The organism is Vibrio sp. R10-SG3-ISO10, assembly GCF_059834185.1.
Map to the genome: position 1 here is coordinate 49,747 of NZ_JCBDHG010000023.1, position 14,377 is coordinate 64,123.

The 14,377-nt window shown below is 45.7% G+C and carries 11 protein-coding genes; 8 read left to right on the plus strand and 3 right to left on the minus strand.

Features of this window, described 5'->3' with window-relative positions:
* Positions 1 to 58: 58 nt before the first annotated feature.
* Positions 59 to 2,968: an RNA polymerase-associated protein RapA gene (gene rapA / locus AC6R16_RS18535; protein ID WP_500675391.1), complete on the minus strand. Its 2,910-nt coding sequence runs from the start codon at positions 2,966 to 2,968 to the stop codon at positions 59 to 61.
* Positions 2,969 to 3,443: 475 nt separating this feature from the next.
* Between rapA and AC6R16_RS18540 the strand changes: the two genes are divergently transcribed.
* The 5 genes from AC6R16_RS18540 (at position 3,444) to AC6R16_RS18560 (ending at position 8,130) form a co-directional block, all read left to right on the plus strand.
* Entirely contained in the window at positions 3,444 to 4,820 is a 1,377-nt protein-coding gene (locus tag AC6R16_RS18540) for a PhoH family protein (RefSeq protein WP_500640518.1), read from the plus strand.
* 119 nt (positions 4,821 to 4,939) lie between these two features.
* The gene (gene argF / locus AC6R16_RS18545) at positions 4,940 to 5,944 is read left to right on the plus strand and encodes an ornithine carbamoyltransferase (RefSeq protein WP_272785749.1); all 1,005 of its coding nucleotides are present in this window, start codon (positions 4,940 to 4,942) and stop codon (positions 5,942 to 5,944) included.
* Positions 5,945 to 6,195: 251 nt separating this feature from the next.
* Positions 6,196 to 7,125: an aspartate carbamoyltransferase gene (gene pyrB, locus AC6R16_RS18550; protein WP_500675392.1), complete on the plus strand. Its 930-nt coding sequence runs from the start codon at positions 6,196 to 6,198 to the stop codon at positions 7,123 to 7,125.
* A 13-nt stretch (positions 7,126 to 7,138) separates the two neighbouring features.
* Positions 7,139 to 7,600: an aspartate carbamoyltransferase regulatory subunit gene (pyrI, locus tag AC6R16_RS18555; RefSeq protein WP_272785751.1), complete on the plus strand. Its 462-nt coding sequence runs from the start codon at positions 7,139 to 7,141 to the stop codon at positions 7,598 to 7,600.
* Between the two features lie 140 nt (positions 7,601 to 7,740).
* Positions 7,741 to 8,130, plus strand: a complete 390-nt coding sequence (locus AC6R16_RS18560; RefSeq protein WP_004747250.1) for a RidA family protein — start codon at positions 7,741 to 7,743, stop codon at positions 8,128 to 8,130.
* Between the two features lie 62 nt (positions 8,131 to 8,192).
* Here AC6R16_RS18560 and AC6R16_RS18565 read toward each other — a convergent pair whose 3' ends face one another.
* Together AC6R16_RS18565 and mdh are read right to left on the minus strand one after the other, a co-directional pair.
* Positions 8,193 to 8,384: a hypothetical protein gene (locus AC6R16_RS18565; RefSeq protein ID WP_004747248.1), complete on the minus strand. Its 192-nt coding sequence runs from the start codon at positions 8,382 to 8,384 to the stop codon at positions 8,193 to 8,195.
* 115 nt (positions 8,385 to 8,499) lie between these two features.
* Entirely contained in the window at positions 8,500 to 9,432 is a 933-nt protein-coding gene (gene mdh, locus AC6R16_RS18570) for a malate dehydrogenase (protein WP_004747247.1), read from the minus strand.
* 333 nt (positions 9,433 to 9,765) lie between these two features.
* Between mdh and argR the strand changes: the two genes are divergently transcribed.
* The 3 genes from argR (at position 9,766) to AC6R16_RS18585 (ending at position 14,340) form a co-directional block, all read left to right on the plus strand.
* Complete coding sequence (gene argR / locus AC6R16_RS18575) at positions 9,766 to 10,236, plus strand: transcriptional regulator ArgR (RefSeq protein WP_004747246.1); 471 nt, start codon at positions 9,766 to 9,768, stop codon at positions 10,234 to 10,236.
* Positions 10,237 to 10,567: 331 nt separating this feature from the next.
* On the plus strand, positions 10,568 to 11,536 hold the full coding sequence (locus tag AC6R16_RS18580) for a TAXI family TRAP transporter solute-binding subunit (RefSeq protein WP_171324963.1): 969 nt from the start codon (positions 10,568 to 10,570) through the stop codon (positions 11,534 to 11,536).
* 224 nt (positions 11,537 to 11,760) lie between these two features.
* A complete protein-coding gene (locus AC6R16_RS18585; protein ID WP_239853042.1) occupies positions 11,761 to 14,340 on the plus strand; it encodes a TRAP transporter permease in 2,580 nt (859 codons plus the stop codon).
* Positions 14,341 to 14,377 lie beyond the last annotated feature (37 nt).

A 14,377-nucleotide genomic window follows, 5' to 3' on the forward strand; every position in this document is an offset into this window, starting at 1 on the left:
TCTATCCAATAAAAACCCAGCAGAATGCTGGGTTTAATACACACTTACTGCCTAATCACTAATTATGACTGACGACTATCATACGTAACGAATCCAACTGATACTGAGCTTGGCCGATGTAGCCCGTAAGCTCTTTGATTTGCCCATCAATCGCTTCAATCTCTTCATCACGAATGTTTGGGTTAACCGCTTTCAAAGCTTGTAGACGTTCAAGCTCACTGTTCAAACTTGCTTGCATCTCTTGCTGAGCCTGATTACGGATCGCAGCAACTTTTTCAACAATCAGCTTTTCGCCAGCTTCAACCAACTGGTGAACTTGCGCCTGAACCGAAGCGACTAGCTTAGTTGCGATATGACGACCCACTGGGCTTAGCTGACGGTTGAAGCTCTCGAACTCAACCTGTGAGGATAAGTCGTTACCTTTACCATCAAGCATAATGCGGATAGGTGTAGTCGGTAAGAAACGGCTAATACCACTGCGCTTAGGTGCCTGAGCATCAACTTTGTAGACAAGCTCTAACAGCATAGTGCCAACAGGCAATGCTTTGTTCTTAAGTAGAGAAACCGCTGTCGTCCCCACACCTTCACTCATCAATAAGTCGATGCCACCCTGAATCATCGGGTGCTCCCAGCTGATGAAGTTCATATCTTCACGCGATAGTGCTGTTTCGCGGTCAAAGGTAATGGTGGCACCTTCGTACGGTAAGCCAGGATAACTTGGCACTAACATATGCTCAGATGGCGTCACAACGAGCGCATTCTCACCTTTGTCATCTTGGTCTAAGCCAATCGTATCAAACAGGCTCAAAGCAAAAGTAACTAGGTTAGTATCACCATCGGTCGCTGCAATCTTATCGACAATCGCTTGTGCTTTTTCGCCGCCATTTGAGTGCATCTCAAGTAAGCGGTCACGACCTTGCTCAAGTTGCGCTTTAAGCTCTTTATTCAGCGCCGCAGATTCTGCAATAACGTCATTAAGATCACTGGTATCACCGGATGCCAGCATCTCAATTAAACGCTCAGAGTACTTGTCGTAAACGGTACGTCCCGTTGGGCATGTTTCCGCAAATGCATTGAGCCCCTCTTCGAACCAACGTGCCAAAATAGCCTGCGACGTCCCTTCTAAGTAAGGCACATGGATATCAATATCTCGGTTCTGACCAATACGGTCTAGGCGACCAATACGTTGCTCAAGCAAGTCAGGGTTAAAGGGTAAATCGAACATCACCAGTTGGTTAGCAAACTGGAAGTTACGACCTTCTGAACCGATTTCACTACAGATAAGAACCTGTGCACCACCTTCTTCTTGTGCGAAGTAAGCAGCAGCTTTATCACGCTCAAGAATCGACATCCCTTCGTGGAAAACTGTCGCTCGAATGCCCTCACGTTCACGTAACGCTTGTTCAAGTTGCAATGCGGTACTTGCGCGAGAAGCGATCACTAAGATTTTCTCGCTACGCTTCTCTTTAATCTTCTCTAGCAGCCAGTTAACACGACTATCAAACTGCCACCAGCTTGCATCGTCACCTTCAAACTCTTGGAAGATCTCCTCTGGGTAAAGATTTTTTAAGGCGCGAGCTTCAGGGCTAATTTTGCCACCAATCATGCCAGATACACGCATAGAGGTGGTGTATTGCTGTGGGATTGGCATTGGTAGCAGGTGAACATTGCGCAGCGGGAAGCCTTTAATTGCCGCACGTGTATTCCTAAACAGAACACGACCTGTGCCGTGACGATCCATCAGATTGTCGATCAATTCCTGACGCGCGGCCGCTTTGGCTTCTTCATCTGAGTCGCTTTCAATGATGCGGAACAGTGGCTCGACATCCTGTTCTGAAAGCAATTCTGTAATTTGGTTCTTTGCTTCATTCTCTAGTGATTGGCCTGAGAACAAGGCGCTCACTGAATCGGCAACTGGTGCATATTGCTCTTCTTCTTTAACAAACTCTTGGTAATCAAAGAAACGATCTGAGTCTAATAGACGCAAACGGGCAAAGTGACTTTCACGGCCTAGCTGCTCTGGTGTTGCGGTGAGCAGTAAAACTCCTGGAGTACGCTCAGCGAGTCCTTCAACCACTTGATATTCACGACTAGGCTGTTCCGGGCTCCATTCAAGGTGATGAGCTTCATCCACAACCAGGAGATCCCACTCACCTTCTAAAGCTTGCTCGAAACGCTTACGACTCTTACGTAAGAAATCAAGGGAACACAGCACATATTGCTGAGTATCAAAAGGGTTGTCAGAGTCGGCAAAAGCTTCGATACAGCGTTCTTCATCAAAGATAGAGAAATGCAGATTAAAACGGCGCATCATCTCTACCAACCACTGGTGCTGTAGTGTTTCTGGTACCACAATTAGGATACGCTCAGCACGGCCTGCCAGCACTTGCTGATGAATGATCATCCCCGCTTCAATAGTTTTACCTAGACCTACTTCGTCGGCTAATAGAACGCGAGGTGCATGGCGGCGACCGACTTCATGAGCAATATAAAGCTGATGAGGAATTAAGCCTGCACGCATACCACACAAGCCACGCATTGGGCTTCTGTGCTGTTCATATTGGTTCATCAATGCACGATAACGAAGCACAAAGTTATCCATGCGGTCGATCTGACCTGCATACAGTTTATCTTGTGGCTTGTTAAAACGAATCTGGTTACTCAGCATAATTTCACGCAGAATTACACCTTCTTCACCGCTGTCTTCGCGTACACCAACATAGCTAAATAGCCCTTGGTCTTCGACCACTTGCTCAACTTTAAGAGACCATCCTTCCTGGCTATCAATTACATCGCCAACATTAAAGGTTACTCTGGTTACGGGCGCCTCATTTCGAGCGTAAACTCGGTTCTCTTCAGAAGCTGCAAACATTAGTGTCACAGTACGAGCATCCAATGCTACAACGGTTCCTAAACCTAGGTCGCTTTCCGTATCGCTGATCCAGCGCTGGCCCAAAGCAAATGTCATGAATCGACTACCTCATCTATTAATTCAAAAATGGGTCTATTTATTTTAGTAACTCTTACGCAACTTGAAAGGCAACTGACGAGGAAACAAAGGTGTCAGCCGTTGCGCGGAAAAAGGTCGCTAATCTTACTCGAAGCTGTGACATTGGTCACGTACAAAGGCCTCAAAAACCAACAATTTTTTGTCCAACATGAGGATGACATCAAAGTGTAAGAAATCAGTGGCACTTCTAAACAAGAGTGTTGAAAAACGTGCTTATACTTATTGATGAAAGTGCATCATTTAGCGTCAAGTTTCTGGCTGGCACGAGAGATGCATTTGATAGGATGACGATCAACACGGGTTTGCAGTTTTTGTAGTCAAACCATCAGCGTACTCTGATTGCCAGGCTACATTACTGCAAGCAACCGCAGGTAGACCACTTCATGCACAAGCATGAGGGGTAAGCAAGCCGCAGCGCGGCAAGGAGACGCTTATGGGTGACACAGACCGGAAGCTTTTTGTCCTCGACACCAATATTCTGCTACACGAACCACTAGCCATCTACTCATTTCAAGAACACGATGTAGTCATCCCGATGACTGTCCTCGAAGAACTCGACAGGATTAAAGACAGTAAACGCGACGTTGCTCGTGACGCACGAGTGGCAATACGTGCACTCGAAGCCATGTTTAAAGACGCCACGCCAGACGAAATTTCAGAAGGCATTCCTATCAACAAAGACAAAGAGGCCACAGGTCATATCGCGATTTTGGCTGACTTTGAACTGCAAGAAACCGTTAAAGCCTTTGCCGATAAAGCCGGTGACAATCGCATTCTAAACGGAGTGCTATACCTACAAAATAAACGCGCTCCCCGTGAAGTCATTTTGGTCACCAAAGACATCAATATGCGCCTGCGCGCCAAAGGAGCAGGGGTTCGTTTTGTTGAAGATTATCGTACCGACCAACTGATTGATGATGTTCAGTATCTCACTAAGGGCTTTCAACAGATCGAAGGTGAGTTCTGGAGCAACATTCAGAATGTAGAAAGCAAGAATCTCGCAGGCCGAACCTATCACACCTTAGATAGAGACCCGTTCGAGCCCACTTATATCAATCAATATGTCATTGATGAAGAGAGTGACTTTGCCGGACGAGTTGAAGAGATCGAAGCGGATAAAATCACCATCAAGGATCTTAGCCGTGAACGTATGATGCATCGTCGTGCTTGGGATATTACACCAAAAAATATCTACCAAGGTATGGCTCTGGATGCTCTGCTCGATCCCGACATTGATCTAGTGATCTTAACTGGTGCTGCAGGTAGTGGTAAGACCCTACTGGCTATGGCTTCTGCCCTAGAGCAAACCATAGAGAAAGGCGTCTTTGATAAGATCATTGTTACCCGCAACACGCCAGATATTGGTGAAGCGATAGGTTTCTTACCCGGTAGTGAAGAGGAAAAAATGATGCCTTGGCTGGCGGCGGTGACCGATACCTTAGAGGCGCTACATAAGAATGATCATTGTACTGAGGGCTCGCTTAAATATATCTGCGATAAAGCCAACATTCAGTTTAAGTCGATCAACTTTATGCGCGGACGGTCGATCCAAAATGCCTTTGTTCTGCTCGATGAATGTCAAAACCTCACTGCATCACAGATCAAAACCATCATCACTCGCTGTGGTGAAGGCACCAAGATCGTCTGTTCAGGTAACTTGGCTCAGATAGATTCACATTACCTAACCCCTGTGACATCGGGTCTGACTTACATGGTCGAACGCTTCAAAAACTTTGAAGGCAGTGCCAACATTCACCTTAACGGTGTGGTTCGCAGTCGCTTAGCAGAGTTTGCCGAAGAGAATTTATAGTCACATTTGCCGAGATATAATTCATATCTCGGCGCTTTATCAAAATAATTATTCACAAACGGTAGTTAAATATGATTAACTAAAGCCATAATAATGAATGAACATTCAAGGACTGGAGCATGGCCTTTAATCTACGTAACCGAAACTTCCTTAAGCTACTCGATTTCTCCCCTAAAGAGATCCAGTTTTTACTCGATCTATCGGCTGACTTAAAAAAGGCCAAATACGCTGGGACTGAGCAAAAAAAACTGGTCGGCAAAAACATCGCTTTGATCTTCGAGAAAGCCTCTACACGTACGCGCTGTGCTTTTGAGGTCGCGGCATTTGATCAAGGAGCACAGGTCTCTTATATCGGCCCATCGGGTTCTCAAATTGGACATAAAGAGTCAATGAAAGATACTGCGCGTGTTTTAGGTCGTATGTACGATGGAATAGAGTATCGCGGCTTCGGCCAGCCAATCGTTGAAGAACTTGGCGCTCATGCAGGCGTACCCGTATGGAATGGCCTCACCGACGAATTCCACCCAACCCAAATCCTAGCGGATTTCCTCACTATGCTGGAACACGGTCGTGGCAAGCAACTGCATGAGATTAAATTCGCCTACTTAGGTGATGCGCGCAATAACATGGGTAATTCCTTGTTAGTCGGTGCCGCTAAGATGGGAATGGACATTCGCCTCGTCGCACCAAAAGATTTTTGGCCAGAACAAGAATTGGTTACCACCTGCCAACAGATTGCACAGCACACTGGCGCCAAAATCACCCTTACTGAAAATGTCGAAGAAGGCGTCAAAGGTTGTGATTACCTCTATACCGATGTTTGGGTCTCAATGGGCGAAGCGCCGGAAGCCTGGGATGAACGTGTCGCCAAAATGACACCTTATCAGGTCAACATGGATGTGATTGCAAAGACAGGTAACCCACAGGTTAAGTTCATGCATTGCTTACCAGCCTTCCACAATGACGAGACCGTAATAGGTAAACAAGTCGCGGATAAATATGGCATGAATGGCTTAGAAGTTAGCGAAGAGGTATTTGAGTCAGAACACTCTATTGTTTTCGACGAGGCAGAGAATCGCATGCATACGATTAAAGCCGTGATGGTTGCCACACTTGGTGCTTAAGAGGCGGGACTAAACGACACTAAAACCCTCGATGTAATCGCTTGCGTTAACAAATCTTCAGCGTATAATGCTCGGCAATTTGTCTGGAGGTAGTAAAAACAATGCCACGTAATTCGTGCTCTACAAAGCGTCTTACATTGGGTAAGCCAACGTGCTTATCTGGACTGTTGTTTTCTATTTCCACCGATTTCTAAAGCCTCCCGTAATGGGGGGCTTTTTTGTGCCTAAAATTCATGACTGGGAAGATGATTATGACAAACACGCTTTATAACAAGCATATTATCTCAATTCCTGAGCTTTCTCGTGAAGAGCTGGAATTGATTGTCAAAACGGCGGGAGAATTAAAAGCAAATCCGCAGCCAGAGCTGATTAAAAACAAAGTCGTTGCAAGCTGCTTTTTTGAGCCATCTACCCGCACCCGTTTATCTTTCGAAACCGCTATTCAGCGGATCGGTGGTGATGTGATTGGCTTTGATAACGGCGGCAACACTTCTCTGGCTAAGAAAGGAGAAACGCTTGCAGACTCAGTACAAGTAATCTCTTCTTATGTTGATGCATTTGTAATGCGCCACCCTCAAGAAGGTGCTGCGCGATTGGCTTCTGAGTTCTCTAATGGTGTTCCAGTAATCAATGGTGGCGATGGCGCTAACCAGCACCCAACCCAAACGCTACTCGATTTGTTCTCTATCGCTGAAACGCAAGGTCGTCTTGATAACCTCAATGTTGCTTTCGTTGGTGACCTGAAATATGGCCGCACCGTTCACTCTCTGACTCAAGCACTGGCAAAATTTAATAATGTTCGCTTTTTCTTTATCGCGCCAGAAGCACTCGCAATGCCAGATTACATCTGCGAAGAGCTAGACGAGTCAGGTATCGAATACAGCCTGCACACGGACATGGAGAGTGTGATTCCACAACTAGATATGCTGTATATGACTCGCGTCCAGAAAGAGCGCTTTGACGAATCTGAGTATGCACATATTAAGTCTGCGTACATTCTAAATGCAGCTCTACTGAAAGATGCGCGTGAGAACTTGAAAGTCCTTCACCCGCTACCACGTGTTGATGAAATTACGGTTGATGTCGATAAAACACCACACGCTTACTACTTTGAACAAGCAGAGAATGGGGTTTACGCCCGTCAAGCTCTACTCGCCCTTGTCTTAAACGAAACACTGTAATGAGGTAATCACCATGGCTAAAGAAACTCAATTGCAGGTTGAAGCAATTAAAAACGGTACTGTTATCGACCACATCCCGGCACAGATTGGTATCAAGGTGCTTAAGCTGTTTTCAATGCATAAGTCGCAGCAGCGTGTCACTGTTGGTTTGAACCTGCCTTCATCAGCACTGGGGCACAAAGATCTACTTAAGATTGAAAACGTGTTTATTAGCGAAGAGCAAGCAAGCAAACTAGCCTTGTATGCCCCGCATGCAACAGTCAATCAGATCGAAGACTACCAAGTGGTAAAGAAACTGCCTCTTGAGTTACCAGAGCAAGTCAACAACGTGTTTGAATGCCCAAACACTAACTGTATTACTCACGGTGAGCCGGTAGAAAGCAGCTTTAAAGTGTTTGAGAAGAAAGAAGATATTCGTTTGAAATGTAAATACTGCGAGAAAGTCTTCTCACGTGAAATCGTCACTGAGCGTTAAACCGACTCGGGTTACTCAATAAGCATAAATTAATTCTCCTCGCTCGATTTGGGCGAGGATTTTTACTTTACCCAACCGCTATTTCGCGGCACACTGAATCCCCTAAATTCTGTTCACCCCTTAATAGATGGAACATAATAATGACTAAAGTACTTCACACAGAATCAGCTCCAGCAGCAATCGGCCCATACGTACAAGGTGTTGACCTAGGCAACATGGTACTGACTTCTGGCCAAATCCCAGTAAACCCAGCTACTGGTGAAGTATCTGCAGATATCGCAGAGCAAGCACGTCAATCTCTAGACAACGTGAAAGCAGTCGTAGAAGCGTCTGGCCTGTCTGTTACAGATATCGTAAAAATGACGGTTTTCGTTAAAGACCTAAACGACTTCGGTACCGTAAACGAAGTTTACGGCAAGTTCTTTGATGAGCACAATGTAGCAAACTACCCAGCACGTTCATGTGTTGAAGTCGCTCGTCTACCTAAAGATGTGGGTATCGAAATCGAAGCGATTGCAGTACGCAAATAATCTTTCGCTAAAGATTGAAAAAGCGAGCTGATTAGCTCGCTTTTTTGTTGGTGCTTTCGGCACTAGTAGTACTTGTCGCACCCTTGATGAAGTTGAGGGTCTTCCATCAAATCCTTGATATCTACCTCGAATTTTTGGTGAGAATTACGCTCTTCAATCACCACGGCTCCATGTTCCTGATCGACTTCAAGAACAGTTCCAATCCCTTGCTGACACTCAACCAGCATACCTTTCTCGATTTGACTTATCTCCATTGCGCACTCCTTGGCTAGAATCTATTGCCTCTCATTAAGTGTACATCTCGATGGGCAAAAAGGATCAAAAAAGCCGACTTAGAAAAGTCGGCTCTCAAATTAAGCTTAGGTTTGATTACTTAACGAAATCAACACCTGTTTGGATATCACCATTCAGTGTTTCTAGCATGCCATCTAGTGCAGACTTTTCAAAGTCACTTAGCTCACCGTAGCTTAGTACTTCTTCAACACCTTCTTTACCTAGCTTCACTGGCTGAGCGAAGAATGGTGCGTGCTCACCGTCGCCTTCAACGTAAGCGTACTCAATCACGTCTTCACCTTGAAGTGCTTTAACAAGAGCAAGACCGAAACGACAAGCTGCTTGGCCCATAGATAGTGTTGCACTACCACCGCCAGCTTTCGCTTCAACAACTTCAGTGCCCGCGTTTTGAATACGCTTAGTCAGTGCTGCAACTTCTTCATCAGTGAACTCAACACCTTCAACTTGAGAAAGTAGAGGTAGGATAGTTACGCCCGAGTGGCCACCGATAACAGGAACGCGAACGTCACCTGGATCTTTGTCTTTTAGGTCTGCAACGAAAGTTTCAGAACGGATAACGTCTAGAGTGGTTACACCGAATAGACGACGCTTATCATAAACACCCGCTTGCTTAAGAACTTCAGCAGCAATTGGCACAGTCGTGTTTACAGGGTTAGTGATGATTCCTACTAGCGCTTTAGGACATACATCGGCAATTCTTTGCGCAAGAGATTTAACGATACCCGCATTCACATTGAACAGATCAGCACGATCCATACCTGGCTTACGAGCAACACCCGCAGAGATAAGCACAACGTCAGCACCTTCTAGTGCCGGTGTTGGATCCTCACCTGCGTAACCTTTGATTGATACTGGCGTTGGGATATGGCTTAGATCAGCAGCGACACCTGGAGTAACAGGTGCGATGTCATACAGTGCTAGATCTGAACCAGCTGGAAGACGGTTTTTTAGTAAAAGGGCTAGGGCTTGACCGATGCCACCAGCGGCACCAATAACGGCTACTTTCATCGTAGTTCTCCTTGAGACGATTCTCTTATATATGTTTTGTAGAGCGATTTGTAATCAACTAGGTCAAACTATAGTAATCACAACCTGATTACAATCAATTAACGTCAGCTTTGCGACCTTGCGCAATCCGACAAAAACGTGCCACACACAAGGGCGCCATTATGTTCTCCTTCACCTGTAATGACAAAGGTTTAAGCAAGATTTCTGTCAATAATTTCTGCCAGATTTACAGTGATAGACTAGACAGAAATCAGGCTTCACATTGGCACTATTTGCATAGCTATGCGAGAATATTCACTTGCTTTTTATAAAAACCAACATAGAAAGAGAACCATGCGCCATTCTGAAAAACAAGATAACCTCGTTCGTGCTTTCAAAGCCCTGCTAAAAGAAGAACGTTTTGGCTCCCAAGGCGACATTGTGGAAGCTCTTAAAAACGAAGGGTTTGAGAACATCAACCAATCGAAAGTATCACGTATGCTGACCAAGTTCGGTGCAGTACGTACTCGCAACGCAAAAATGGAGATGGTTTACTGTCTTCCTGCTGAGCTAGGCGTACCAACTGTTTCGAGCTCACTTCGTGAACTTGTTTTAGACATCGACCACAACAACGCATTAGTCGTGATTCATACCGGCCCGGGTGCCGCGCAGTTAATTGCACGCCTACTTGACTCATTGGGTAAAGCCGAAGGTATTCTAGGTGTAGTTGCCGGTGACGATACCATCTTCATCACCCCAACTCTGTCGATCACCACCGAGCAGCTATTTGCCTCAGTTTGTGACCTATTTGAGTACACAGGTTAGTTTCATATAAAACGGCAGAATACAAATCACGCCGCCAAATTCGCGGCGTGATTGAGATCACATCTTAAAAAAATCATACCTTAGTTAACCACTCAATATAACCCAATGATTTTAAAGAACTTTAACCTAGAAATATTCCAGATACATCAGGTTAATATTCAGGCATATTGTCTATATTCTTTAACATCCGTGTAATTATGTGCCAATTTTTTGCTATTATTCAGCCACTTTTTCAACATACGGATTGAAAAAGATGCCGTTTCCAGTAATAGGAAACGCCCAAAGCAACTACACTTGCTAGGGGTTAATAATGAATAAGGAAGGGAAATTCATGGCATTGAACAAACTTATTAAAGTTGGTGCGATTGCAGCTGCTGTAATGGGCGCTGGCGCAGTTAACGCTCAAGAATTCATCACTATTGGTACTGGTTCTGTAACTGGTGTTTACTACCCAACTGGTGGTGCAATTTGTAAGCTAGTTAACAAAGGCCGTAAAGAACACAATATTCGTTGTTCTGTAGAGTCGACTGGTGGTTCGATCTACAACGTGAACACTATCCGTGCAGGTGAACTAGACTTCGGTATCGTTCAGTCTGACTGGCAGTACCACGGTTACAACGGTACAAGTAAGTTTGCTGAGCAAGGCCCGTACAAAGAGCTACGTGCAATGTTCTCTCTACACACAGAACCATTCAACATCATCGCGCGCAGCGACGCTGGTATTGAAAACGTTTCTGACCTAAAAGGTAAACGTGTAAACATCGGTAACCCAGGTTCTGGTGACCGCGCAACAATGGGCGTTGTGATGGAAGCTATGGGTTGGACGAACGACGACTTCAAACTGGCTTCTGAGCTGAAAGGTTCTGAGCGTTCACAAGCACTTTGTGACAACAAGATTGATGCGTTTGTTTACGTAGTTGGCCATCCGAATGGATCTATCAAAGAAGCAACAACTTCATGTGACGCTAAACTAGTTTCAGCAACTGGTGCGAAGATCGATGAAATCGTTGCTAACAACCCTTACTACGCATACAGCACAGTACCTGCGGGCATGTACCGTGGTACAGACAAAGACGTAAACAGCTTTGGTGTTGCTGCAACTATGGTAACAACGACAGACGTTTCTGACGAAGTTGCTTACAACGTTGCTAAATCTGTATTTGAAAACTTCGATACGTTCAAGCGCCTACACCCAGCGTTTGCAAACTTGAAGAAAGAAGACATGGTGAAAGCTGGTCTTTCTATCCCTCTACACCCAGGTGCAGAGAAGTACTACAAAGAGATCGGTCTACTTAAGTAAACTCTCTTTACCAAGGAGGCGATAGCCTCCTTGGTTCGTAGTTGCAGCGACTAAATCGCTGCATTCAAATTTTGAGTTTCACACTCTTGAAACTCACCCTCGTTTTATACCTAAGAAAATCACACAACTGAGCAATATTTCATCTTTTCACTACACTGAAAGATGCTAAATAAAGGTTCTCATAATCATAAATATACGGACCATTTATAATAAGGATTAAGTACATGTCGAAGACAACAGCTCCGTCTCAAGATGTGCAAGAAATGGTAGCTCAATCCGATACAGGTGCACGTGCCCCGCAAGGGCTTTCTGGTCGCATCTTATGGTTTGTGCCGCTATGTTGGTCACTGTTCCAACTTTGGTACGCATCCCCTCTGCCGTTCATTTTTAATTTTGGCGTACTCAACGATACTGAAGCGCGTTCAATTCACCTGATGTTTGCGGTGTTCCTAGCGTTTACAGCTTATCCAGCGATGAAAAACTCTCCACGAGATCGCATTCCAGCTATAGATTGGTTGCTTGCCTTGGCAGGTAGTTTTTCTGCTGCTTATATCTATATTTTCTATACCGAGCTAGCGGGTCGTTCTGGCGCCCCAACGACGCTCGATATTGTTGTTGCCGTGATAGGCATGGTGTTACTCCTTGAAGCGACACGTCGTGCGCTCGGTCCACCGCTAATGGTAGTCGCAGCGGTCTTCTTGCTGTACACCTTTGGCGGCCCATACATGCCAGACGTTATTGCTCACAAAGGCGCGAGCCTTAACAAAGCAATGTCTCACCTATGGCTAACTACCGAAGGTGTCTTCGGTGTTGCGCTAGGTGTATCCACTTCATTTGTTTTCTTATTTGTTTTGTTCGGCGCTATGCTAGAGCGTGCTGGTGCGGGTGCTTATTTTATTAAAGTCGCTTTCTCGTTACTTGGTCATATGAAAGGCGGCCCTGCCAAAGCTGCCGTTGTCGCTTCTGGTCTATCAGGGTTAGTGTCTGGCTCTTCAATCGCTAACGTTGTGACGACGGGTACTTTCACTATTCCCCTAATGAAACGAGTTGGTTTCCCAGGAACGAAAGCAGGTGCAGTAGAAGTTGCCGCTTCAACCAACGGTCAGCTAACGCCACCTATCATGGGCGCGGCGGCTTTCCTAATGGTGGAATATGTCGGTATCTCGTATGTAGAGGTAATTAAGGCTGCGATTCTTCCAGCTCTAATCTCGTACATCGCTCTGATCTACATTGTCCACTTGGAAGCGTGTAAAGCGGGTATGACTGGTCTTCCTCGTCGTCATAACCCAACCCTGCTTGCTAGCTTACTTTCATTTACCGGTACTATTCTTGGCTTGTGCGTGATCAGTGCCGTGGTTTACTACGGTGTCGGCTGGACTAAAGACGTATTCGGTGACGCAGCTACTCCAATTGTGACTGTCGCCTTGCTGTTAGCTTATGTTGGCCTAGTCAATATCTCTGCTAGGTACGCCAAAGAGGGCGCAATTGAAATTGATGCAGAATTGACTGAAGTGCCAGATCCAGGTCCAACGATTAAGTCGGGTTTACACTACCTACTGCCAATTGTGGTTCTCGTTTGGTGTTTGACAGTAGAGCGTTTCTCTCCTGGCCTATCTGCTTTCTGGGCAACGGTATTCATGATCTTTATCTTGATCACTCAACGCCCTCTAATGGCAGTAATGTCAAAGCAAGGCTCTATTGCCGAGCAAACAAAAGAAGGCTTTGTTGACCTGCTAGAAAGCCTTGTCTCAGGCGCACGCAACATGATCGGTATCGGTGTCGCGACAGCGGCTGCAGGTACGGTTGTGGGTGTCGTGACGCTAACGGGTATTGGCTTGGTGATGACGGACTTCGTCGAGTTCATCTCCGGCGGTAACATCATTCTAATGCTTCTGTTTACAGCCGTGATCAGCCTAATTTTGGGCATGGGTCTACCTACGACAGCGAACTATATTGTTGTATCGACTCTGATGGCTCCGGTTATTGTCACCTTAGGCGCGCAAAGTGGTTTGATCATCCCACTCATTGCCGTCCACCTATTCGTGTTCTACTTCGGTATCCTAGCTGATGACACGCCGCCGGTAGGTCTTGCTGCCTTTGCCGCTGCAGCTATAGCTAAGTCAGATCCAATCCGAACAGGTATTCAAGGTTTCACCTACGATATTCGAACCGCGATCTTGCCATTCATGTTCATCTTCAATACTCAGCTATTGTTGATGGGTATCGATTCATGGTGGCATTTGTTGCTCACGATCATATCTTCCGTGATTGCAATGCTGATATTCTCTGCTGCAACGCAAGGTTGGTGGTTTACCAAGAACAAATGGTGGGAAACAGTCCTATTGCTTGCGTTGACCTTTACCTTCTTCCGTCCAGGGTTCTGGTGGGATCAAATCTACCCTGCCAAAGTACTTTACCCGGGAACCGAGATCGCACAGATCACAGAAGGACTCAAAGTTGGTGAAGAGATTGAGCTGCTTGTTGCCGGTGAAAACCTAGAAGGTGACTACATCTCTAAAACGGTTCGTCTGCCGTTTGAAGATAAAGCAACAACAGCCGAAGAGCGTATTTCTTCGATGGGTCTAATGCTCAACAATGCCAATGGCCGTATGTTGGTCGACATGGTTGAGTTTGGTAGCCCTGCCGAGTCAGCAGGTGTTGATTTTGACTGGGAAATTCGCTCAGTAGTTGTAGAAGCGGATCGACCAATGAAAGAGTGGGTATTTGTCCCGGCTCTACTCATCTTAATTGGCCTTGGTCTCAACCAGAAACGACGAGCTCGAAAGGAACAGATGAGCGCGTAACTTAGTCAGCCCCGCATGGTATGTGGGGCTACACTTA